This window comes from Streptomyces sp. NPDC048751 (assembly GCF_043198595.1).
Classification (GTDB): Bacteria; Actinomycetota; Actinomycetes; order Streptomycetales; family Streptomycetaceae; genus Streptomyces.
This window is the reverse complement of the sequence record NZ_JBICUX010000012.1, coordinates 77,915-99,651: the sequence shown is the minus strand read 5'-3', so window position 1 is coordinate 99,651 and position 21,737 is coordinate 77,915. Positions and strand designations below refer to the sequence as shown.

Annotated in this window: 21 protein-coding genes and 2 tRNA genes; 14 read left to right on the top strand and 9 right to left on the bottom strand. The window is 68.7% G+C overall.

Going from position 1 to position 21,737, the window contains the following annotated elements; translation table 11 throughout:
* Positions 1–22 precede the first annotated feature (22 nt).
* From gyrA to ACGFNV_RS32860, 3 genes are all read left to right on the top strand, one after another.
* On the top strand, positions 23–2,617 hold the full coding sequence (gene gyrA / locus ACGFNV_RS32870) for a DNA gyrase subunit A (protein WP_393627500.1): 2,595 nt from the start codon (positions 23–25) through the stop codon (positions 2,615–2,617).
* Positions 2,618–2,635: 18 nt separating this feature from the next.
* Positions 2,636–3,433 carry a DUF3566 domain-containing protein gene (locus tag ACGFNV_RS32865; RefSeq protein WP_393627498.1) on the top strand — a complete coding sequence of 266 codons (798 nt, stop codon included), beginning with the start codon at positions 2,636–2,638 and terminating at the stop codon, positions 3,431–3,433.
* A gap of 100 nt (positions 3,434–3,533) precedes the next feature.
* Positions 3,534–3,610, top strand: a tRNA-Ile gene (locus ACGFNV_RS32860).
* Positions 3,611–3,729: 119 nt separating this feature from the next.
* Here ACGFNV_RS32860 and ACGFNV_RS32855 read toward each other — a convergent pair.
* Positions 3,730–3,951, bottom strand: a complete 222-nt coding sequence (locus ACGFNV_RS32855; protein ID WP_393627497.1) for a hypothetical protein — start codon at positions 3,949–3,951, stop codon at positions 3,730–3,732.
* Between the two features lie 90 nt (positions 3,952–4,041).
* Positions 4,042–4,404 (bottom strand): DUF6344 domain-containing protein, encoded by a 363-nt coding sequence (locus tag ACGFNV_RS32850; protein ID WP_393627495.1) that lies wholly within the window; start codon positions 4,402–4,404, stop codon positions 4,042–4,044.
* Between the two features lie 314 nt (positions 4,405–4,718).
* Here ACGFNV_RS32850 and ACGFNV_RS32845 point away from each other — a divergent pair, with 314 nt between their 5' ends.
* Both ACGFNV_RS32845 and ACGFNV_RS32840 read left to right on the top strand, forming a co-directional pair.
* Complete coding sequence (locus tag ACGFNV_RS32845) at positions 4,719–4,847, top strand: DLW-39 family protein (RefSeq protein WP_003999697.1); 129 nt, start codon at positions 4,719–4,721, stop codon at positions 4,845–4,847.
* 128 nt (positions 4,848–4,975) lie between these two features.
* Positions 4,976–6,430, top strand: a complete 1,455-nt coding sequence (locus ACGFNV_RS32840) for a hypothetical protein (protein WP_393627493.1) — start codon at positions 4,976–4,978, stop codon at positions 6,428–6,430.
* Here ACGFNV_RS32840 and ACGFNV_RS32835 read toward each other — a convergent pair.
* Both ACGFNV_RS32835 and ACGFNV_RS32830 read right to left on the bottom strand, forming a co-directional pair.
* Entirely contained in the window at positions 6,394–7,908 is a 1,515-nt protein-coding gene (locus ACGFNV_RS32835; protein ID WP_393627492.1) for a protein kinase, read from the bottom strand. The two genes, ACGFNV_RS32840 and ACGFNV_RS32835, sit on opposite strands and share 37 nt — an antisense overlap.
* 193 nt (positions 7,909–8,101) lie before the next feature.
* Positions 8,102–8,650, bottom strand: coding sequence for a helix-turn-helix domain-containing protein (locus tag ACGFNV_RS32830; protein ID WP_393627490.1), 549 nt, complete (start codon positions 8,648–8,650; stop codon positions 8,102–8,104).
* A gap of 178 nt (positions 8,651–8,828) precedes the next feature.
* On the opposite strand from ACGFNV_RS32830, the gene ACGFNV_RS32825 reads away from it, so the two are divergent.
* Positions 8,829–8,901, top strand: a tRNA-Ala gene (locus ACGFNV_RS32825).
* Between the two features lie 295 nt (positions 8,902–9,196).
* On the opposite strand, the gene ACGFNV_RS32820 is transcribed toward ACGFNV_RS32825, so the two are convergent.
* Complete coding sequence (locus ACGFNV_RS32820; RefSeq protein ID WP_393627488.1) at positions 9,197–9,901, bottom strand: DUF5324 family protein; 705 nt, start codon at positions 9,899–9,901, stop codon at positions 9,197–9,199.
* A 314-nt stretch (positions 9,902–10,215) separates the two neighbouring features.
* Here ACGFNV_RS32820 and ACGFNV_RS32815 point away from each other — a divergent pair, with 314 nt between their 5' ends.
* Positions 10,216–10,749: a peptidylprolyl isomerase gene (locus ACGFNV_RS32815; protein ID WP_133928047.1), complete on the top strand. Its 534-nt coding sequence runs from the start codon at positions 10,216–10,218 to the stop codon at positions 10,747–10,749.
* A 107-nt stretch (positions 10,750–10,856) separates the two neighbouring features.
* A complete protein-coding gene (locus ACGFNV_RS32810) occupies positions 10,857–11,765 on the top strand; it encodes a rhomboid family intramembrane serine protease (RefSeq protein WP_393627486.1) in 909 nt (302 codons plus the stop codon).
* A gap of 268 nt (positions 11,766–12,033) precedes the next feature.
* Here the strand turns inward: ACGFNV_RS32810 and crgA are convergent, their stop codons facing one another.
* The gene (gene crgA / locus ACGFNV_RS32805; protein ID WP_133928049.1) at positions 12,034–12,288 is read right to left on the bottom strand and encodes a cell division protein CrgA; all 255 of its coding nucleotides are present in this window, start codon (positions 12,286–12,288) and stop codon (positions 12,034–12,036) included.
* 141 nt (positions 12,289–12,429) lie between these two features.
* Between crgA and ACGFNV_RS32800 the strand changes: the two genes are divergently transcribed.
* Genes ACGFNV_RS32800 through ACGFNV_RS32775 form a run of 6 tightly spaced genes read left to right on the top strand, consistent with a single transcriptional unit; the run spans position 12,430 to position 16,565 of the window.
* A complete protein-coding gene (locus tag ACGFNV_RS32800; protein WP_393627484.1) occupies positions 12,430–13,209 on the top strand; it encodes a DUF881 domain-containing protein in 780 nt (259 codons plus the stop codon).
* 20 nt (positions 13,210–13,229) lie between these two features.
* Positions 13,230–13,919, top strand: a complete 690-nt coding sequence (locus ACGFNV_RS32795; RefSeq protein WP_393627482.1) for a class E sortase — start codon at positions 13,230–13,232, stop codon at positions 13,917–13,919.
* Between the two features lie 52 nt (positions 13,920–13,971).
* Positions 13,972–14,133, top strand: coding sequence for a hypothetical protein (locus ACGFNV_RS32790; protein ID WP_393627480.1), 162 nt, complete (start codon positions 13,972–13,974; stop codon positions 14,131–14,133).
* Positions 14,130–14,768: an aminodeoxychorismate/anthranilate synthase component II gene (locus ACGFNV_RS32785; protein ID WP_393627478.1), complete on the top strand. Its 639-nt coding sequence runs from the start codon at positions 14,130–14,132 to the stop codon at positions 14,766–14,768. Before ACGFNV_RS32790 ends, ACGFNV_RS32785 begins: the two co-directional genes overlap by 4 nt.
* Complete coding sequence (locus ACGFNV_RS32780; RefSeq protein WP_393627476.1) at positions 14,765–15,808, top strand: class E sortase; 1,044 nt, start codon at positions 14,765–14,767, stop codon at positions 15,806–15,808. Before ACGFNV_RS32785 ends, ACGFNV_RS32780 begins: the two co-directional genes overlap by 4 nt.
* A gap of 13 nt (positions 15,809–15,821) precedes the next feature.
* Entirely contained in the window at positions 15,822–16,565 is a 744-nt protein-coding gene (locus ACGFNV_RS32775; protein WP_393627475.1) for a class E sortase, read from the top strand.
* A 90-nt stretch (positions 16,566–16,655) separates the two neighbouring features.
* On the opposite strand, the gene pknB is transcribed toward ACGFNV_RS32775, so the two are convergent.
* From pknB to ACGFNV_RS32760, 3 genes are all read right to left on the bottom strand, one after another.
* Positions 16,656–18,653 (bottom strand): Stk1 family PASTA domain-containing Ser/Thr kinase, encoded by a 1,998-nt coding sequence (gene pknB / locus ACGFNV_RS32770; RefSeq protein ID WP_393627474.1) that lies wholly within the window; start codon positions 18,651–18,653, stop codon positions 16,656–16,658.
* A 169-nt stretch (positions 18,654–18,822) separates the two neighbouring features.
* Positions 18,823–20,298 (bottom strand): penicillin-binding transpeptidase domain-containing protein, encoded by a 1,476-nt coding sequence (locus ACGFNV_RS32765; RefSeq protein WP_393627472.1) that lies wholly within the window; start codon positions 20,296–20,298, stop codon positions 18,823–18,825.
* Entirely contained in the window at positions 20,295–21,734 is a 1,440-nt protein-coding gene (locus ACGFNV_RS32760) for an FtsW/RodA/SpoVE family cell cycle protein (RefSeq protein ID WP_393627470.1), read from the bottom strand. The genes ACGFNV_RS32765 and ACGFNV_RS32760 overlap by 4 nt, the downstream gene beginning before the upstream one ends.
* Between the last annotated feature and the right edge of the window lie 3 nt (positions 21,735–21,737).

Here is a 21,737-nt window from a genome sequence, read left to right as displayed (position 1 = left end):
CCAGGAAGGATCTTCACCAGCAATGGCCGACGAGAACACTCCAGTCACGCCCGAAGCGGACGGCGTCATCGCCCAGCGTGTCGAGCCCGTCGGGCTCGAGACGGAGATGCAGCGCTCGTACCTCGACTACGCGATGTCCGTCATCGTCTCCCGCGCGTTGCCGGACGTCCGTGACGGTCTCAAGCCCGTGCACCGTCGCGTCCTGTACGCCATGTACGACGGCGGCTACCGTCCCGAGCGCGGCTTTTACAAGTGCGCGCGCGTGGTCGGCGACGTCATGGGCAACTACCACCCCCACGGCGACAGTTCGATCTACGACGCCCTGGTCCGCCTCGCCCAGCCGTGGGCGATGCGCATGCCGCTCGTGGACTCCAACGGCAACTTCGGCTCCCCGGGCAACGACCCGGCGGCGGCGATGCGCTACACCGAGTGCAAGATGGCGCCGCTGTCGATGGAGATGGTCCGCGACATCGACGAGGAGACCGTCGACTTCACGGACAACTACGACGGCCGCTCCCAGGAGCCGACCGTCCTGCCGGCCCGCTTCCCGAACCTGCTGATCAACGGCTCGGCCGGTATCGCGGTCGGTATGGCGACCAACATCCCGCCGCACAACCTGCGCGAGGTGGCGGCCGGCGCCCAGTGGTACCTGGAGAATCCCGAGGTCTCGCACGAGGAGCTGCTGGACGCGCTCATGGAGCGCATCAAGGGCCCCGACTTCCCGACCGGCGCGCTCGTCGTCGGCCGCAAGGGCATCGAGGAGGCCTATCGCACGGGCCGCGGCTCGATCACCATGCGCGCGGTCGTCGAGGTCGAGGAGATCCAGAACCGCCAGTGCCTGGTGGTGACGGAACTGCCGTACCAGGTCAACCCGGACAACCTCGCGCAGAAGATCGCCGACCTGGTGAAGGACGGCAAGATCGGCGGCATCGCGGACGTCCGCGACGAGACCTCGTCCCGCACCGGCCAGCGGCTCGTCATCGTCCTGAAGCGCGACGCGGTCGCCAAGGTCGTCCTGAACAACCTGTACAAGCACACGGACCTGCAGACCAACTTCGGCGCCAACATGCTGGCGCTGGTCGACGGCGTCCCGCGCACGCTCTCGCTGGACGCGTTCATCCGCCACTGGGTGACGCACCAGATCGAGGTCGTCGTCCGCCGTACGCGCTTCCGGCTGCGCAAGGCCGAGGAGCGGGCGCACATCCTGCGTGGCCTGCTGAAGGCCCTGGACGCCATCGACGAGGTCATCGCGCTGATCCGGCGCAGTGACACCGTCGAGATCGCGCGCGGGGGCCTGATGGAGCTCCTGGAGATCGACGAGATCCAGGCGAACGCCATCCTCGAGATGCAGCTGCGGCGACTGGCCGCCCTGGAGCGCCGGAAGATCGTCCAGGAGCACGACGAGCTCCAGGCGAAGATCACCGAGTACAACGCGATCCTCGCCTCGCCGGTCCGCCAGCGCGGCATCGTCAGCGAGGAACTCGCCGCGATCGTCGAGAAGTACGGCGACGACCGCAAGACGATGCTGGTGCCCTACGACGGCGACATGTCCATCGAGGACCTCATCGCCGAGGAGGACATCGTCGTCACGGTCACGCGCGGCGGCTACATCAAACGCACGAAGACCGACGACTACCGCGCCCAGAAGCGCGGCGGCAAGGGCGTACGCGGCGCGAAGCTGAAGGAAGACGACATCGTCGACCACTTCTTCGTGTCGACCACGCACCACTGGCTGCTGTTCTTCACCAACAAGGGCCGCGTGTACCGCGCGAAGGCGTACGAGCTCCCCGACGCCGGCCGTGACGCGCGTGGACAGCACGTCGCCAACCTGCTGGCCTTCCAGCCGGACGAGGCGATCGCCGAGATCCGCGCGATCCGCGACTACGAGACGGCGCCGTACCTGGTCCTGGCCACCAAGGCCGGCTTGGTCAAGAAGACGCCTCTGAAGGATTACGATTCCCCTCGTTCCGGCGGTGTGATCGCGATCAACCTCCGTGAGCGGGAGGACGGTTCCGATGACGAACTGATCGGAGCCGAACTGGTCTCGGCGGACGACGACTTGCTTCTGATCAGCAAGAAGGCGCAGTCGATCAGGTTCACCGCCACGGACGAGTCGCTGCGTCCCATGGGTCGCGCCACCTCCGGTGTCAAGGGCATGAGTTTCCGTGAGGGAGACGAGCTGCTCTCGATGAATGTTGTTCGACCCGGTACGTTCGTGTTCACTGCCACAGACGGTGGGTACGCGAAGCGGACTGCCGTCGACGACTACCGCGTTCAGGGTCGCGGCGGCCTCGGTATCAAGGCCGCCAAGATCGTCGAGGATCGCGGGTCGCTCGTCGGCGCGCTGGTGGTCGAGGAGACCGATGAGATCCTCGCCATCACGCTGTCGGGCGGTGTGATTCGTACGCGAGTCAACGAGATCAGGGAGACGGGCCGTGACACCATGGGCGTCCAACTGATCAACCTGGGCAAGCGCGATGCCGTGGTCGGCATCGCCCGTAACGCCGAGGCGGGACGTGAGGCGGAGGAGGTCGACGGCGATGTGGTCGTCGACGAGACCGCCGACAGTGTCGCGCCCACCGGCACGGACGAGGGTGAGGCGCCCTCGGCCGAGTAGCACGAGGAGTGAGTCATCGTGAGCGGAGCCACGGGCGCCGGGTCGACCGGTTCCGGTACCTCCAACGGTACGGAAACGGACGGCGGCGGCCGTGGCTCCGCCGCGCGTGCGACGGATACGCACACGACCCAGCTGAAGGCGATCAAGGCACCCGCGGCCGACTCGCAGTCGCCTGACGCCCAGGGGTCCCAGGGCGGAGCCGGGACGGACTCCCGAGGTCCGCAGGCCCGGCAGAAGGGCGCCGGCGCGCAGGGACAGCCGCAGGCCCGGCCCGCGGCGCCGCAGCCGGCCTCCGCGCCGCCCGCGTCGCCGCTTCCGGGGGAGCGCTCCCCGCAGCAGGCCGCCGCCGCGGGGCCGTACCACCCGCCGCAGGCCTACCAGGCGCAGGCATCCGCCCCCTCCGGTGCCGTACGCCGCCCGCGCACGGGGGCGAGCACCACGCCCCGCGTCCGCAAGGCGCGTCTGCGGGTGGCCAAGGCCGACCCATGGTCCGTGATGAAGGTCAGCTTCCTGCTCTCCATCGCGCTGGGCATCTGCACGATCGTCGCGGCGGCGGTGCTGTGGATGGTCATGGACGCGATGGGTGTCTTCTCCTCGGTCGGCGGCACGATCGCGGAGGCCACCGGCTCCAACGAGTCGAACGGCTTCGACCTGCAGTCGTTCCTCTCCCTCCCCCATGTGCTGATGTTCACGTCGATCATCGCGGTCATCGACGTCGTCCTCGCGACGGCCCTCGCGACCCTCGGCGCGTTCATCTACAACCTCTCCGCGGGCTTCGTCGGCGGGGTCGAGCTGACGCTGGCCGAGGACGAGTGAGGGTCGCCTGACGGTCCCCCGACAACCGATTTTGGGACTGCCCACGTCGTGCGCTAATCTTCAGGAGTCAGCGCGCGGGACACACACCGCAGAGCGCGGCGGGGCTATAGCTCAGTTGGTTAGAGCGCATCCCTGATAAGGATGAGGCCACAGGTTCAAATCCTGTTAGCCCCACCAGCGAAAAGACCCCCGGACCATTGGTCCGGGGGTCTTTTGACATCAGTGGTTGACACCAACGGCGGCGATCGGCTGCGGGCAGCCGATGAGTGGGTCCTCCAGCAGCTCTGCGAGCATTGTCACAGCCTCCCGCTCGCTGTCGCCCCCAGGAGGGTGCCGCAGGTGTGCCGGGCGAGCCGGACCGTGATGCGGCGGACGCCGGCCCGCTTCACGAGGCGATCGAAGGTCCGGGAGAAGCCCGTCGGGTCGCTCATTCCTCCGTGCTCTGAGGAGAAGATCAGGTCGTGGTCCTCTTCCTGGGCCCAGTGGTGACCGGCAAGGGTGCTCTTGAAGCCTGACATGGCAAGAGGCCCGGCGCTCCTGGGGGAGTGGCCGGGCCTCTTGGGGCGTACGCAAGTTCGCCGTTGGGTGGTGCTGGTAAGGCGGGAGTGTCAGCGCTGGAGGGGGATGGCGGGCCTGGGCGGGGCGTCGCAGGCGGGTTGGAGGCTCTGGGGCGTGGCTTCCGCTTCCCTGTCGGCGAGGGGGCGGTGGCGGCAGCTGGGCGTCTTGCCGTGGGCCTCGGCTCGGATGCGCTGCTTCATCGTGGGGGGCAGGGCCCGGGTATGGGTCCAGGTCCAGGGGGTCATCGCCGGTGGTGTCACGTGCGCCGTGCTGTCGTCGCTCCTGTTGCGCGCGGTTCCGGTCTGCTGTACGGCCGCGGCGGCGGCCGTCGTGACGAGGCCGAGCGCGGTGCACAGCGCGAGGAAGGCGGTGACGATGGCGGTCCACAGCTTCATGACCTGGTTCTGGGCCATGACCCCTCACTTTCGGGTTGGGCGATTTGCGTACTTTCCTCATGATGTGTATGAGGGGCGCGAAGTGGTGGACCGACGCCCGTGGCGCGTCGATCTTCGGATGAACACCACTCGGATGGACCTATGAGGGAAGAAAGGCATAAAAGAGCGGAGGGAAAGGGGCGCTCGGTGCGCAGTCGGAATCTCTACATCCGCTTCTACGGAGCCGTACCGAGCGGTAGTTGGCGATCGACGTAGGTCACCGATCGATATCGATCGGTGTGTATAGTCGGGCGCCAGAGGTCCCCTACGTCAAGGAAAGACGAGGTCGCGCGGTGAAGAAGCTGCTCCTGGTCGCACTGGCCGCCATCGGCGGGCTCCTCGTGTACCGCCAGATCCAGGCGGATCGCGCCGAGCAGGATCTGTGGACGGAGGCGACTGACTCCGTGCCCACGGGTTCGTGAGTCCCGACACCGGAATCTGAACAGACCCCGACCGCCTCGCGGTCGGGGTTTTGCGTCGTCTCGGGGGTGTCGTACGGCCCCGCGAGGCAGGATGGGCCACGGTTCGGGCAGCGACGAGGGGGCGTGCGATGGGGCGGCGTACGACGGCGTGGCGTCGCGCGGGAGAACGGCGCGCACGGCGCGGACGTCGGCTCGCGCCCCCGCGCGTGATCGTCGCCGGTGCCGTACTCTGCGCCGCCGTCGCACTCCCCGCGCCCGGCGCTCTGGCCGTCGGACCACCGACCACCGGTGCCTACGCCTTCGCCGACGGCGCCCGGGCCGTCGAGGGCGCGACGAGCACCACCGACGCCGAACGCCTGGACCCCGGCAGCACCTACCGGAGCACCCTTCCGGCCGACGGGAAGATCTACTACCGCCTCGAACTCGACGACACCTCGAACGCGTACGTCTCCGCCACCGCCGTCCCCCGCCCCGGCACCACCGTCGCCGCCACCGACGGGCTCAAGGTCACCCTGCAGGACGCCGACAGCCACAGCTGTTCCATCGAGAGCCAGACCCTCGGGGCCGCCCGCAGCCCCCATCCGATCGCGGCCTGGGGCGAGCGCGAGGTGACGCCGGGCAAGAGCCTGTGCCAGGGAGCGGGCACGTATTACCTGGTCGTCGAGCGGCTCCGTACGACAGGCGGCTCATCGGCCGACTCCTCCTCGGGCTCCTCCACGGGCTCCTCCGAGGGCTCTTCCACGGGCTCCTCCGAGGGCTCCTCCACAGGCTCCTCCGCGGACGACTGGGATCTGGAGCTCGCCCCCGTCTCCGAGCCGCCGCTCCGGCAGGCCGGCGCGACCAGCGCGCCCGAGGTCTGGGACTCCGCCACGCCCGCACCCCTCAGCGGTGAGCCCGTGAAACGCGCGGGCGGAGCCGGCTTCAGCACCGCCACCCCCGTGGGCCAGGGTGTCTGGCAGAGCGACATCACGCCCGGGCAGACCCTCTTCTACGCGGTGCCGGTCGACTGGGGCCGGCAGCTCCACGCCACCGCGGAGCTGGGCAGCGCGCCCCAGGGCGACGGCTACGCGGTCGCCGCCCTGGAGATGGCGCTGTACAACCCGGTGCGCGCGCACGTCGAGGACGCCGGTGTCGGCTACGACGGACGACAGAAGTCGGCTTCGCTCGCCCCCGTGCCGCCGGTCGCCTACGCCAACCGCTACGACGTCGGCGACCAGGTCCGGGGCATGCGGTTCGCCGGCTCCTACTACCTCGTCGTCCACCTGGCCGCGCAGGTGGCCGACCGTTTCGGCGACGGGCCGTTCGGGCTGACCCTGCGGGTACGGGTCGCCGGGGCGGGGGAGCCCGGACCCGCGTACGCGGGGCAGTCCGTGCCGCGGGACGTCTTCGAGATCACGGCACAGGACCGTCAGGCCGCGGCCGAGGGCCCCGCCGCCGGTGACACCACCGCGATGCGGGCGCTCGCCGTCGGAGGCATCGGTACGGGTACCGCGCTCCTGGTCGTCCTCGGGGTGTGGATGGCGACCGCCCGGCGCAGGGCCTCCGCTCAGATGCGCGTCAGCGCCCAGAACCCGACGCCGTAGCAGACCAGCGCGAGCAGCAGCAGCGGGACCGCGACCCTGGCGGGCGGTCCGGGCCGCCGGGCGCGGTGGCGAGCCGTGTACGGGGCCGGGAGGGGAGCCTGCGGGGTCTGGGCCGTGTACGACGCCGTGGCGGTGTCAGGGCGCGTCGACAAGGCGTAGGTGGGGTCGTGAGGGTCGTGAGAGGCGTGATGGGCCGGCGCCTCGTACGCCGCCTGCGCCGGTGTGTACGCCGGGGCGGCGGGTGGCCGTACGGCGGACGGCTGAGGGGCCGGTACCGGTCGGGGGGAGGAGACGGAGGACTGCGGAGGCGGCAGGTGGAAGCTGCCGGTGTCCGACATGCTGAGCGGCCGCGAGGGCGTGGACGGCTGTGCGGGCGTGGAGGGCGTGGCCTGCTGGGACGGCACGGGCGGTTGTGAAGCCCCGGAGGCCCGCGGCGGCCCACTTCTGCGTGGATCCTCGGGTACGACGTCGGAGGCGGGCCGGGAGCCCGTCGTGTCCCCGACCGGTCGCCCGGGCGGCGTCCCCTCCGGAGGCGTTCCCTCAACCGGCGTCCCCTCCGGAGGAGTCGCCCCCCTGCGGTCCACCCCCGGCGCCCGTCCCAGCGGCCCCTCGGGGCCGAACCCTGCTGGCAGAGGCCCGAGTTGGTCGAAGATCTCGATCAGCTCGTCGTCGGGCCCGGGCTCGGGAAGCAGCTCCACGGCGGCGGCCAGCGCCTTGCGGGCCCCCGTGGCCGTGCGGAAGCGGGCCTGTGGATCGGGTTGCAGCAAGGACGCCACGAGCTGCCACAACGGCTCCGGAATCCCCTTGGGCGCAGCGGGAGTTCCGTGCTCCGCGAAGTACTGGACGAGCGCCTTGGCGTCCGGCTTCGCGCCCTCCAGCAGGTAGAGCGCGACGAGGCCGACGGCGAACAGGTCGGCGGGGAAGTCCGGTTCGGCCCCCATCATCTGCTCGGGCGCGAGATAACCGGGCGTCCCCACCACCAGGTTGGTCTCCGTCAGCCGCGGTTCGCCCAGCCGCATCGCGATGCCGAAGTCGGACAGCCGCAGCCGCGGCCGACCGGTGCCGGTGGCCTCCAGCAGCACATTGGCGGGCTTGATGTCCCGGTGGACGACGCCCTCGGCGTGCACCGCGGCGAGCCCGGCGAGCAACTGGTCCAGCAGGGTGCAGACGAACATCGGCGGCAACGGGCCGTAGTCGCCCACCAGGTGCACCAGTGAGCCGCCGGCGACGAGGTCCATGGTGAACAGGACCTTGTCGTCGTCGGCGGCCCAGCTGGCGGGCGCGAGCACATGGGGGTGGTCGATCCGCAGCGCCTGCTCGCGCACGAAGCGCAGCAACGAGTGGGCGTCGCTCTGCTGGAGGACCTTGGCGGCCACATAGCGACGGCGCCGGTGGTCCCAGGCGCGCCAGACGGCACCGACTCCGCCGCGCCCGATCGGGTCGGCCAGTTCGTACCGGCCGGCGAACACCTCACCCATGGCTGCGCGCTGCTCCTCCCCCTCGGGCCTCCCCCGTTCCCTCCCCCATGGAGAGGGCTACGACCCCTCGAGTCCCCCTTGACGAGTGATACGCCCGTGCCCCTCGCGGGCACCCCCCCCCTGCCGCTGGTCCGGCGGCACCCCCTGCCGTCGGCCCGGTTGCCGAACCCCCTTCGGTGACCGGGCCGTGGGCTCAGGACTGGTGGGACTGGTAGTGCGCGACCGCGTCCGACGTGCGGCCGGCGCCGTACACCTTGAGGAACTCGGCCAGTTCCGGATGGCTCGGGGCCAGGGTGTCCGCGGCCTCGATGATGTCGCCCGCGGCGGCCACCGAGCGCAGCAGCGACTGGATCTCGCGGACCACCCGCTTGACCGTGGGCGCCCCCGAACTGTTCGTCGTCTGTGTGGTGTTGCTCAGCACCGATCCCCCCTGTGACCTCTTGATCTCGTCCATGCGATCGGTCGCCTCGGCGGCGCTCACGCTGCCGTCCGCGACCTGTCCGGCCAAGTCCTGCAGCAGCTGCACCCGCTGGACCACGGCCGGATTGCCGATCTTCGCCCGCTGACCGCTCATCAGCTGCGACAGCATCGGCGCGGACAGTCCCAGCACCCCCGCGAGACGAGCCTGGTTGAGACCAAGATCGTCGATGAGCTTACGGAAGAGCGCCCCCAACGGCTCCCCGTACCAGTTCCGCTGCAGTTCCCGCGCTCTTGCGGTCGCTTCCTGCTGTGCGGCGTCCATTGCGTCTCCCCATCGCTTCCCCAAATACCGGGTTCGCTGTAGCGAACCACGACGAGCATCTTACGGAGAGTGGCCGTCCGCGGGGACCCCCCATATTTTGCGAGATACCGGGGGCGACCCGGTACTCTGGTCTGCGGCGCCCACCGGTATGGGGATCCTCCGGTGAGGCGTTCCTTTCGGGGCCTTAGCTCAGTTGGTAGAGCGCTGTCTTTGCATGGCAGATGTCAGGGGTTCGACTCCCCTAGGCTCCACTTCCCGGACCGGTCGGTTGCGCCTCACGGCGCCCGGCCGGTCCTTTGTCGGTACCGGGTGACGTGCATCACTCGAAGGAGTCGGCAAGGTGATGTCATTCTTTGCGCAAACTGGTGCAAACGGTGGCATGCCTGTGTCAGCCCCGCAGGTGGCGGAAGCGTGGTAGCGCTCCCACCCGGTCTGATGCAAACAACCATGCGTTGGTTCCACGTGAAACACACAGCGCTGTGGGGCGGGAGACATGAGGGTCTCCCGCCCCACAGCGCTGTGTGGCACCCCGACCGTCAGGCGGGCTCAGTCGCGGTCGTCGCGCTCCGCTGCCTCGTCCTCGGCCTGCTTCGCCCGGACCTCGGGGTCGAGCACGGACGTGTCGCCGCTGCCGTCCACCGACGTCAGCCCGCCGGCCTCGGGCACCTCCGTCGCCGCGGGGGGCTCGACCAGCCAGTCCGGGTTGGCCTGCTTGTCCCACCACTTCCAGGCGGCGAAGGCGCCACCGGCGAGCGCGCCCACGACGGCCAGCATCTTCGCCGCCCGGCCCGCCCGCGCCCGCCGCTGGTGCTTGCGGGCCAACTTCTCGATCTCCTTGGCCGTCACATGACCGCGCAGTGCGGCCAATGCGGCCGCACCGCGCGTCGCGGCCTCGTCCGCGACGGGCACGGCCACGGCGACGGCCTGCTCGATCCTCGGCTTGGAGTACTCGGCGGCCTGCCGGGCAGCGGCACGGGTGCGAGCGGCGGCTTCCTGGGCGGCCTGGTCGACCTTCGGCGGCACATGCGAACGGGCCTGCTCCAGACGCGGCGCGACATGCGTGCCGTACTGGACGCGAGCCTGGTCGGCGGCCAGCGACACCTTGGGCGCGAGCCGTACGCGTGCCTCGTGTGCGTAGTGCGCGGCCCTGTCCTTGGCCGTGTCGGCGTAGGGCGCCACCACTTCCGCGGCGTGCAGCACGCTGTCCTTGGCCGAGCCGGTCGCGGCGCGCACGCTTTCGATGCGGGTCACGGGTTCCTCCTCCTCGGTGGCGTACGGTAATTCGACTTTCCACCCTTTTACGGATCATGCCTGTCGACGAACGCTTGGGCATGCGAGGACGGGCATCCGGGTCATGAGCGTTGAATAAGGGGCAACGCGAGCTTGTGGTCGACAATGCCACGGATCCTCCCTCAGCGCCCGCAGCTGGACGCCACACGCCCCGACATCCGCTCGGAATCCGCCCGGATGCGGTCCGACATCCGCTCAGATGAGGTCGCCGGGCGACGTGGGGCGTGGACCGTGCGAGGATCAGGGGGTCACAGGAAGACAACGGAAGGCAGATCGTGGCCGAGCAGCTCTACGCCACCCTGAAGACCAACCACGGCGACATCGAGGTCCGGCTCTTCCCGGACCACGCCCCCAAGACGGTCAAGAACTTCGTCGACCTCGCCCAGGGGCAGCGTGAGTGGACCAACCCGGAAACCGGTGAGAAGTCCACGGCCAAGCTGTACGACGGCACGGTCTTCCACCGGGTGATCAGCGGATTCATGATCCAGGGCGGTGACCCGCTGGGCAACGGCACCGGTGGTCCCGGCTACCAGTTCGAGGACGAGTTCCACCCGGACCTGCGCTTCGACAAGCCGTACCTGCTGGCCATGGCCAACGCCGGCCCGGGCACCAACGGCTCGCAGTTCTTCATCACCGTCTCCCCGACGGCCTGGCTGAACCGCAAGCACACCATCTTCGGCGAAGTCAGCGACGCGGCCAGCCAGAAGGTCATCGACTCCATCGCGACCACGCAGACCAACCCGCGCACCGACCGCCCGCTCAACGACGTGGTCATCGAGTCGGTCGTCGTGGAGACCCGCCAGGGCTGAGCCTCGCACCCGCCTGGGCCCAGGCACCTCGACGGGAACCAAATGCCCCGCTCGTCCGTAAGGATGAGCGGGGCAAATGCCGTGCGTACGACGACTTAGGGGATCTCATGGACCAGGCGCCAGGCAGTCCGAAGGGGCCGGACGACCAGGACTCCCAGCCTGCCCAGAGCTCGCCCGTCTGCTACCGCCACCCCGGGCGCGAGACGGGCATCCGCTGCACCCGCTGCGAGCGCCCGATCTGCCCCGAATGCATGGTCAGCGCGTCCGTCGGTTTCCAGTGCCCGTCCTGCGTCCGCGACGGATCCGGTACGGGGCACGCTCCGGACGTCTCCCGGCCGCGCACCCTGGCCGGCGGCACCGTCGCGGCCGACCCCCGCCTCCTGACCAAGATCCTCATCGGGATCAACCTCGCGGTCTTCCTCGTCGGCCAGATCCGCCCGGCGTTCCTGGACGACCTCGTCCTGGTCGGCCAGTGGCCGCCGGCGCCCTTCAACCCCACGCAGGGTGTCGCCGAGGGCCAGTGGTGGCTGTTGTTCACCTCGATGTTCGCGCACGAGGCCATCTGGCACATCGCCTTCAACATGCTCAGCCTGTGGTGGCTCGGCGGCCCACTGGAAGCCGCCCTCGGCCGGGTCCGCTATCTCGCGCTCTACCTGGTCTCGGGCCTCGCGGGCAGCGCCCTGACGTATGTGCTGGCCAGCCCGAGCAGCGGTTCGCTCGGCGCATCCGGCGCGATCTTCGGCCTCTTCGGCGCGACCGCGGTCCTGATGCGCCGCCTCCGCTACGACATGCGGCCGATCATCGCCCTGCTGGTGATCAACCTGATCTTCACCTTCGGGGCCGGCAACATCGCCTGGCAGGCCCACATCGGCGGACTGGTGGCCGGTGTCGTGATCGGCTACGGCATGGTCCACGCCCCGCGCGAGCGGCGGGTCCTCTTCCAGTACGGCAGCTGTGCCCTGGTGCTGGCGGCCGTCGTGGTGATGACGCTCCTGAGAACCGCCCAGCTCACCTGAGCGCGCTGTTGTCCACAGCGCGTGCCCGATCTTGTGCACACTGTGCGGGAACAACTGTGCCCCCTGTCGCTGACTTGCGTTTATGCAGGTCAGGCAGGGGGCGCACAGTCTTGCGGCAACCGGTGTGTCAGTCGTACCGGCGTCAACCCTCGATGAGTTATCCACAGATCGTCGTTCTTTTCCCCAGGCGGGTGTGGAAATTCTGCCTGGGCTGTGGATAACTCAGCGGATAGCCCTGGGCAGAGCTGTGTTCACCGCCGGGTCGCCCTTACTTCCACTGCGTGGAGACACCGAATCCCGCTGCGATAAAGCCGAATCCCACCACGATGTTCCAGTTGTCCAGCTTGTCGATGGGCAGCGAACCGTCGGTCACATAGAAGACGACGATCCAGGCGAGCCCGATGAGAAACATGGCCAACATGACCGGCGCGACCCAGGCGCGGCTGTTCAGTTTGATGGTCGCGGCCTGCTTGGCGGGCGGCGGCGTGTAGTCGGCCTTCTTGCGGATACGTGACTTCGGCACGAGGGTCTCTCCTGTCGATGCGCTGCGTGGCCGCGCAGGGTACTGGGTCGGGCTCGGGGCAGCGTACAAGGGGAGACTGAGTGCTCCCCCGGGCGTCCGTTAGCGTAGTGCTTCCGTGGCGCCGAAGGAGATAAGGGTACGTTGAGCAATTCTGCCGACTCCCCCGAAACGGGATCCAGCCCCGCGCGCGGTCGACGCCTGCGACCGGTGCGGGTGCTCACGGCTGGCGTCTTCGCTCTCGCCGGACTCATCTTCTTCACCAGTTTCAACACGGCCAAGGGCACCAACATCCGTACGGACACGTCCTTGCTGAAGCTCTCCGACCTCATCCAGGAGCGCAGCCACAAGAACGGGCAACTCGACGAGTCCAACGCGTCCCTGCGCGACGACGTCGACTCCCTCGCCGAGGCCGACGACGGCAGCACCAAGGCCGAGGACGAGAAGCTGGCGCAGTTGGAGAAGAGGGCGGGCACCCAGAAGCTGAAGGGCAAGGCGATCACGGTCACGCTGAACGACGCCCCGCCGAACGCCACCGCCAAGCTCCCCGGCTACCCCGAGCCGCAGCCCGACTACCTGGTCATCCACCAGCAGGACCTCCAGGCCGTGGTGAACGCCCTGTGGAAGAGCGGCGCCAAGGGCATCAAGGTCATGGACCAGCGGCTGATCTCCACCAGCGCGGTGCGCTGCGTCGGCAACACCCTGATCCTTCAGGGCCGCGTCTACTCACCGCCGTACAAGATCACGGCGGTCGGTGACCCGGAGGCGATGCAGAAGGCGCTTGCCGACTCCCCGGCGATCCAGAACTACATGGTGTACGTGAATGTCTACGGCCTCGGCTGGAAAGTCACTGAGGACGGGACGGTGACTCTGCCGGGTTACTCCGGCACAGTGGACCTGCACTACGCGAAGCCCGTGGAGTAGCCCGCTTTCAGGAGCCGCCGGTGCGCGTGATCGTCAGGACGTTCAGCGAACTGTGCATCACCGTCGGCGCCCTGATCGTGCTCCTCGTCGTCTACGTGCTGTTCTGGACCGGTGTGCAGGCCGACCGGGTCATGGACGACCAGATCGACGACCTCCAGGACCAGTGGGCCCGGCAGGACACCCGGCCCGCACCGAGCGCCGCCGCCCCCGGCGCCACCCCGAGCGTCACAGCCGCGTACAGGAGCGGCGAACCCTTCGCGATCATGTACATCCCACGTCTTGGTTTCACGTGGAACAAGCCGGTTCTGGAGGGCACCACCACCGGCACCCTGAAGAAGGGCCTCGGCCACTACGCCAAGACCGCGCGGCTCGGTGAGCCGGGCAACTTCTCCGTCGCAGGTCACCGGCGTACCTATGGCGACCCCTTCAAGGACTTCCCCAGGCTGCGCCGGGGTGACGCGGTGGTGCTGACCGACGGCAGCACCTGGTTCACGTATCGGATCGACAAAGGGCCCTACAAAACCGTTCCCTCGGACATTGAAGTGATCGACCCTGTGCCACGTAAGTCCGGGTACACACGTCCAGGCCGCTATCTGACGTTGACCACGTGCGATCCCGAGTGGGGGCACAGTCACCGGCTGATCGTCTGGGCGCACCTGGACTCCACACAGCCTGTGGAGGCAGGCGAACCTGAGGCTCTGCGCCGTTAGTCTGGTGCGGTACGGCGTGAGTCTGGTGCCGTGGTGCGACGGAAGGGACGGCATGTACGGCTGGATCTGGCGGCATCTGCCGGGAAACGCGTGGTTGAAGGCGCTGATCTCGATCATGCTGGTGCTGGCCGTGGTCTACGTGCTGTTCCAGTACGTCTTTCCGTGGGCCGAACCGCTGCTGCCCTTCAACGATGTGACGGTGGACAACCAGTGAGCGCTCGCATTCTCGTCGTCGACAACTACGACAGCTTCGTCTTCAACCTGGTCCAGTACCTGTACCAGCTGGGTGCCGAGTGTGAGGTCCTGCGCAACGACGAGGTCTCGACGGCACACGCCCAGGACGGCTTCGACGGCGTTCTGCTGTCGCCGGGCCCCGGCACCCCCGAGGAGGCGGGTGTCTGCGTCGAGATGGTGCACCACTGCGCCACCAACGGGGTTCCGGTCTTCGGTGTCTGCCTAGGCATGCAGTCGATGCAGGTGGCGTACGGCGGTGTCGTCGACCGGGCGCCGGAGCTGCTGCACGGCAAGACCTCCCTGGTCGAGCACGAGGGCAGGGGCGTCTTCGCCGGGCTGCCCTCGCCCTTCACGGCGACGCGCTACCACTCCCTGGCGGCCGAGCCGGCCACGGTTCCAGCGGAGCTGGAGGTCACGGCCCGTACGCACGACGGGATCATCATGGGTCTCCGGCACCGGGAACTTCCCGTCGAGGGCGTGCAGTTCCACCCCGAGTCGGTGTTGACGGAGCACGGCCACCGGATGCTGGCCAACTGGCTGGTGGAGTGCGGCGACGAGGGCGCGGTGGCGAGGTCGGCGGGGCTCGCCCCGGTGGTGGGCAGGGCCACGGCGTGATCCCAGTGCGCCCGGAGCGCGAGGACTCCTCCGGCGGAGCGCCGTACGAACCGTACGGCGCTCCGCCGTACGTCCCGCCCCCCGACGAGGAGACGGTGGCGCTGCGGATACCCCAGCCGCCGGTACAGACGGTCGGCGGCGAGTCCATGAGCGCCTCTGGCGCCTCATCCTCGTCGTCTGCCACCGGAACCACTCCGGGTGGGCGGGCGGCCCGTAGAAAGGCCGCCAAGCGCCGTCGTGGGCGGCACGGTGGCACCTCGGAGGCGTCGGACGCGTCGGCGCGGAGCGACGAAGGGGAGAAACCGCGCTCCGCGGACGCGCCGCCCCTCTCCCGTGTGGAGGCTCGTCGGCAGGCGCGGGCACGCAAGCCGGGCCCCGCCGTGGTCGCCAGTCGGGCCATCGGGGAGGTGTTCATCACGACCGGTGTGCTGATGCTGCTGTTCGTCACCTACCAGCTGTGGTGGACGAACGTACGGGCGCACGCGCAGGCCGGCAGTGAGGCGAACAAGCTCCAGGACGACTGGGCGAACGGCACGCGCAACCCCGGGACGTTCTCGCCGGGTCAGGGTTTCGCGATCCTGCACATCCCCAAGCTGGACGTGGTCGTCCCGATCGCGGAGGGCGTCAGCAACAAGCAGGTGCTCGACAAGGGCATGGTCGGGCACTACGGAGAGGACCCGCTGAAGACGGCGATGCCCGACGCGAAGGCCGGCAACTTCGGGCTCGCGGGGCACCGCAACACGCACGGCGAACCGTTCCGGTACATCAACAGGCTCAAGCCGGGTGACGCGATCGTCGTCGAGACACAGGACGAGTACTTCGTCTACAAGACGGCGTCGATGCTTCCCGTGACGCCGCCGAGCAACACGAGCGTCCTCGACCCCGTCCCCCCGGGTTCGGGTTTCACCGGGCCGGGCCGCTACATCACGCTGACGACGTGCACGCCGGAGTTCACCAGCAAGTACCGGTTGATCGTCTGGGGCAAGATGGTCGAGGAACGGCCGCGCAGCAAGGGCAAGCCGGATGCGCTAGTCGAGTAAGGGCAGATGAACAGTGGCAGCGACCACCGACGGCACCGCAGAGCACACCGACGCGTCCGCGTCCCGGCCCGCACCGCGGCGCCGTGGCGGCCGGATCGCGATGGCGGTCAGTGTCTTCGGTGAACTCCTCATCACGGCGGGCCTGGTGCTCGGCCTGTTCGTCGTCTACTCCCTGTGGTGGACGAACGTCGTCGCCGACCGCGCGGCCGACAAACAGGGCGAAAAGGTCCGTGACACCTGGGCCCACGACTCCGGTCCCGGCGCGCTGGACACCAAGAACGGCATCGGCTTCCTGCACGTGCCCGCGATGAAGAACGGCGAGGTCCTGGTCGAGAAGGGCACCTCGACCGACATCCTCAACGACGGCGTCGCCGGCTACTACACCGACCCCGTCAAGGCGACCCTGCCGACCAGCGGCAAGGACGGCAACTTCACCCTGGCCGCCCACCGCGACGGTCACGGCGCGAAGTTCCACAACATCGACAAGCTGGAGAAGGGCGACCCGATCGTCTTCGAGACGAAGAACGACTGGTACGTCTACAAGGTCTTCGCGATCCTGCCCGAGACCTCGAAGTACAACGTCAAGGTCCTCACCGGGGTCCCCGAGGAGTCCGGCAAGAAGAAGGCCGGCCACTACATCACCCTGACGACCTGCACACCGGTCTACACGAGCCGCTACCGGTATGTGGTCTGGGGCGAGCTGGAGCGGGTTCAGAAGGTGGACAGCGAGCGGACCCCGCCGAAGGAACTGAGCTGACATCACGGCGTTCACGACGAGAGCCCCGGCACCCTGCGAAGGGTGCCGGGGCTCTCGTCATCAAGGCCGGGGAGGCCGGGGAGGCCGGGGTCAGCCGAAGATGCCGCCGCCGCCGTCGTTCCCGCCGTTGTTGTTGCCGCCGTTGTTCTGGTTGCCGCCCACGGCGATCAGGTTCACCGCGGTGCCCTGGTCGACCGTCTGGCCCTGACCCGGGTCGGAGCCGACGACGAGGGCGTTGTCGTCGTTGCTGCCCTGGACGTTGCCGACCTTCAGGCCGGCCTGAAGGAGCAGCTGCTTGACGGTCCCCAGGGTCTGGCCCTGGATGTTCGGGACCTGCGTCTGCTGCTTCTGCTTCACCTTGCCGACCTGGATGTTGACCGAGGAGCCCTTGTCGGCCTGGGAGTTGGCCTGGGGCGTGGTCGCGACGACCTTGCCGTCCTGGTTCGGGTCCTGGGTCTCCACCTCGGTGCAGTTGCCGACCAGGTTGTTCTGGGTCATCTGTGCCTTGGCCTGCTCACAGCTCTGGCCGAGGACGTCGGGGACGGTGGCCTTCTCCTCGGCCTTGGCGATGGTGAGGGTGATCGTGGTCCCCTTCTCCACCTCCGTGCCGAGATCCGGGTCCTGGTCCGTGACGGTGCCCGGGGTCTCCGTGGAGACCTCTTCCTTCGTCTCGACCTTGAACTGGTACTTGTCGTCCCCGAGGATCGACTCCGCCTGGTCCAGGGTCTTGCCGAGGACGGTGGGCACGGCGACCTTGGGCGCGCCGGTCGAGACCACGATGTTGACCGAGGTGTTCTTCTTGACGTCGGTGCCGGCCTTCGGGTCCTGGTCGCAGATGCTGCCCTTGGGTGTGTCCTCGCAGGGCTTCTCGGTCGGTACGAGCGTCAGTTCGGCGTTTTTGGCCAACTTTTCGGCGTTCGTCTTCGTCTCGCCAATGAACTGTGGCACCGGCACCGTGTCATTGGCCACACCGCCACCGCTGAAGGCCCACTTGCCGATCAGAATCGCGCCGACCAGGACCAGGGCGGCCGCGACGACCAGGAGGATCGTCGAGGTGTTGGACTTCTTCTGGCGGCGCCGGTCGGAGCGGTCGCCGTAGCCGTAGCCGCCCTCGTCCGGGGGCATCGGCGGCAGCATGGTGGTGGCGCCGGCGCCCATGCCGGAGTCGGAGCGCAGGGCCGTCGTCGGCTGGTCGTCGGGGTAGCCGCCGTAGCCGACGGAGCCCATCGCCGCCGTGGCCGCGACGGGCTGGCCGTCGAGGCAGGCCTCGATGTCGGCGCGCATCTCGTCGGCGGACTGGTAGCGGTAGTTCGGGTCCTTGACGAGCGCCTTCAGCACGATCGCGTCCATCTCGGGCGTGATCTCGGGGTCGAAGACGCTGGGGGACTGCGGCTCCTCCCGTACGTGCTGGTAGGCCACCGCGACCGGGGAGTCGCCCACGAACGGCGGGCGGACGGTCAGCAGCTCGTAGAGCAGACAGCCCGTCGAGTACAGGTCGGACCGGGCGTCGACCTGCTCGCCCTTGGCCTGCTCCGGGGAGAGGTACTGGGCGGTGCCGATGACGGCCGCGGTCTGGGTCATCGTCATGCCGGAGTCGCCCATGGCGCGGGCGATGCCGAAGTCCATCACCTTGACCTGGCCGTTGCGCGTCAGCATGACGTTCGCCGGCTTGATGTCGCGGTGGACGATGCCGTTGCGGTGGGCGTACTCCAGGCCCTGGAGGATGCCGATGGTCATCTCCATGGACCGCTCCGGCAGCAGCTTGCGGCCGCTGTGAAGAAGCTCACGGAGGGTGGAGCCGTCGACGTACTCCATGACGATGTACGGGATCGACACGTTGTCGATGTAGTCCTCGCCCGTGTCATAGACCGCGACGATCGCGGGATGGTTGAGCGAGGCGGCCGACTGGGCCTCCCGGCGGAACCGGGCCTGGAAGGACGGGTCGCGCGCGAGGTCCGCGCGCAGCGTCTTCACCGCCACCTGGCGTCCCAGTCGGGTGTCATGCGCGTGGTAAACCTCCGCCATGCCACCACGGCCGAGCACCGGGCCCAGCTCGTACCGGCCGCCGAGGCGACGCGGCTCTTCCATAGCTTCCTACCAGCCCTCTCCGTCGGTCCCGACCGGCACACGTGTGCGGTCGGAGGCTGCCGTCCGGGCCTACCGTACCCGGCTGGCTCTGTGTGACCTGGCCAAGCCCGTCACCCGATACAGGACCGGTATCGCAACGTGCACCGATGTGAAGGGGACGTGATCGGGGTCACTTCTTGCTGTTGATGACCGCCTCCATCACGTTCTTCGCGATGGGTGCTGCCAGACCGCCACCCGAGATGTCGTCTCGGACGGCCTTGTCGTCCTCCACGACCACGGCCACGGCGACCGGCGCGCTGCCGTCGCTGAGCTTGGCGTAGGAGATGAACCAGGCGTACGGCTTCTCGCTGTTGTCGACGCCGTGCTGGGCGGTACCGGTCTTGCCGCCCACGGTGACCCCGCCGCCGATCTGCGCCGCGGTGCCCGTGCCCTCCTTGACGACGGTCTCCATCATCGACTGGAGGATCTGCGCGTTCTTCTCCGACAGCGGCCTGCTCATCTCCTCGGGGTCAGTCTTCTCGAGGGTGTCGACGTTCGGGGCCTGGAGCTCGTCGACCATGTACGGCTTCATCAGCTTGCCGTCGTTGGCGACCGCGGAGGCGATCATGGCCATCTGCAGCGGGGTCGCGGCGGTGTTGAACTGGCCGATGGAGGACAGCGCGGTCTGCGACGGGTTCATGTCGTCGGAGAAGACCGAGGCGGAGGCTCGGACCGGGATGAACTGCTCGGAGGTGAAGCCGAACTTCTTGGCCTCCTCCAGCATCTTCTCGTTGCCGAGGTCGGAGCCGACCTTGCCGAAGACGGTGTTGCAGGAGTACCGCAGGGCGACGCGCAGGGTGGCGTTCTCGCAGGGGATGTTCCCCTCGTTCTTCAGCGGGGTCGTGGTGCCCGGCATCGTCCACGGCAGCGGCGACCGGGTCTTCTGGTCGGCGCTCGTGTAGAGGCCGTTCTCCAGCGCGGCGGCCGCGGTCAGCACCTTGAAGGTGGAGCCGGGCGGGTAGACCTCGCGCAGCGCCCGGTTGAGCGACGGGTCGTCGGGGTTGTTCTTCTTGTCGAGGGCCTTCCACGCCTTCTCGTCCGAGGCGCCGCCGCCGGCGATCGTGGACGGGTCGTACGACGGGTAGGAGGCCAGCGCGAGGATCTTGCCGGTGGACGGTTCGATGGCGACCGCGGCACCCTTGCCGCGCACCTTCAGGCCGTCGTACGCGGCCTTCTGCGCGGCGGCGTTGAGGGTGGTGACGACATTGCCGCCCTCCTTCTTCTTCCCCGTGATCATGTCGAGGGTGTTGCGGAAGAAGAGCCGGTCGTCGTTGCCGGTGAGGATGCCGTCCTCGATGTTCTCCAGCTGGGTGGCGCCGTAGGCCTGCGAGACGTAGCCCGTGACCGGCGCCCACATCGCGCCGTCCTTGTAGGTGCGCTTGTACTTGAAGTCGCTGCCCGATGTCGTGGTGTGCCCGGTGATGGCCTTGCCGCCGACGATGATGTCGCCGCGCGGGGTGGCGTACCGCTCGATGGCCACGCGGCGGTTGTCGGTGTCGGTGGCCAGGGTGTCGGCCTTGACGTACTGGAGCCAGTTGTCGCGGAGGAGCAGCGTGATGACCAGGAGGCCGCAGAAGATCGCGATCCGGCGCAGGGGCTTGTTCATGACGGGCGGACCACCTGGGTCATCTCGGCGTCGGGGTTGGCGGCGGGAGCGGGTGCCGGGCGGCGCGCGGTGTCGCTGATCCTGATGAGGATGCCGATGAGCGCCCAGTTGGCGATCACGGAGGAACCGCCGTAGGCCAGGAACGGCATCGTCATACCGGTCAGCGGGATGAGGCCCATCACACCGCCGGCGACGACGAACACCTGGAGGGCGAAGGCGCCGGACAGGCCGATGGCGAGCAGCTTGCCGAACGGGTCGCGGGCGGCGAGGGCGGTGCGTACGCCGCGCTCCACGATCAGCCCGTAGATCAGCAGGAGCGCCATGATGCCGGCCAGGCCCAGTTCCTCGCCGAAGGTGGCGAGGATGAAGTCGGAGTTGGCGGCAAACCGGATGAGGTCGGAGTGGCCCTGGCCGAGGCCGGTGCCGAGGGTGCCGCCGGAGCCGAACGCCCACAGCGCCTGCATCGCCTGCTCGGAGTGGCCGGCGACGCCCTGCCGGGAGAGCGCGTACTCCTTCATCGGGTCGAGCCAGGCCTGGACACGCTGCTGGACGTGCGGTTCGAAGCTGGCCACGCCGACCGCGCCGGCGCCGGACATCAGCAGACCGAAGACGATCCAGCTGGTCCGCTCGGTGGCGACGTACAGCATGATGACGAACATTCCGAAGAACAGCAGCGACGTACCGAGGTCGGTCTCGAAGACCAGGATCAGGATCGAGATGAACCAGACGACCAGGATCGGGCCGAGGTCACGGCCGCGGGGCAGGTACAGGCCCATGAAGCGGCGGCTGGCCAGGGCGAGCGCGTCGCGCTTCACCATCAGGTAGCCGGCGAAGAAGATCGCGAGGACGATCTTCGCGAACTCACCGGGCTGGATGGAAAAACCGGCGACGGAGATCCAGATCTTGGCGCCGTAGATGTTCTGGCCGAGGCCCGGCACCAGCGGCAGCAGCAGCAGGAACAGCGCGCCGACCATGGAGATGTAGGTGTAGCGCTGCAGGACGCGGTGGTCCTTGAGGAAGATCAGCACCACGATGAACAGGGCGATGCCCAGCGCCGTGTACAGCAGCTGCCGTGGCGCGGCCGTGCCGGCCTGCTGGATGGACTGCAGCAGCTTGGACTGGTCGAGCCGCCAGATGACGACGAGACCGAGCCCGTTCAGCAGCGTGGCCAGCGGCAGCAGTAGCGGGTCGGCGTACGGCGCGAACTTGCGGACGACGAGATGGGCGACGCCGGCCAGGAGGCCGAGGCCGAGCCCGTAGCTCAGCAGGCCGGACGGCACCTCGTCGTTGATGGCGAGGCCCACGTTGGCGTAGGCGAACACCGGGATGGCGACGGCGAACACCAGGAGCGCGAGCTCGGTGTTGCGTCGGCTCGGTGTGCCGATCGAGCCGATCGTGGACGTGTGGTGCGTCGACGGGTTGGTAGTACTGCTCATCGT

What these genes read in the sequence shown, in the direction of transcription:
- gyrA (WP_393627500.1), top strand. Translation starts at nt 23, where the DNA reads ATGGCCGACGAGAACACTCCAGTCACGCCCGAAGCGGACGGCGTCATC.
- ACGFNV_RS32855 (WP_393627497.1), bottom strand. Translation starts at nt 3,951, where the DNA reads ATGTCAGGCTTCAAGAGCACCCTTGCCGGTCACCACTGGGCCCAGGAA.
- ACGFNV_RS32850 (WP_393627495.1), bottom strand. Translation starts at nt 4,404, where the DNA reads ATGGCCCAGAACCAGGTCATGAAGCTGTGGACCGCCATCGTCACCGCC.
- ACGFNV_RS32840 (WP_393627493.1), top strand. Translation starts at nt 4,976, where the DNA reads ATGGGGCGGCGTACGACGGCGTGGCGTCGCGCGGGAGAACGGCGCGCA.
- ACGFNV_RS32835 (WP_393627492.1), bottom strand. Translation starts at nt 7,908, where the DNA reads ATGGGTGAGGTGTTCGCCGGCCGGTACGAACTGGCCGACCCGATCGGG.
- ACGFNV_RS32830 (WP_393627490.1), bottom strand. Translation starts at nt 8,650, where the DNA reads ATGGACGCCGCACAGCAGGAAGCGACCGCAAGAGCGCGGGAACTGCAG.
- ACGFNV_RS32810 (WP_393627486.1), top strand. Translation starts at nt 10,857, where the DNA reads ATGGACCAGGCGCCAGGCAGTCCGAAGGGGCCGGACGACCAGGACTCC.
- ACGFNV_RS32790 (WP_393627480.1), top strand. Translation starts at nt 13,972, where the DNA reads ATGTACGGCTGGATCTGGCGGCATCTGCCGGGAAACGCGTGGTTGAAG.
- pknB (WP_393627474.1), bottom strand. Translation starts at nt 18,653, where the DNA reads ATGGAAGAGCCGCGTCGCCTCGGCGGCCGGTACGAGCTGGGCCCGGTG.
- ACGFNV_RS32765 (WP_393627472.1), bottom strand. Translation starts at nt 20,298, where the DNA reads ATGAACAAGCCCCTGCGCCGGATCGCGATCTTCTGCGGCCTCCTGGTC.
- ACGFNV_RS32760 (WP_393627470.1), bottom strand. Translation starts at nt 21,734, where the DNA reads ATGAGCAGTACTACCAACCCGTCGACGCACCACACGTCCACGATCGGC.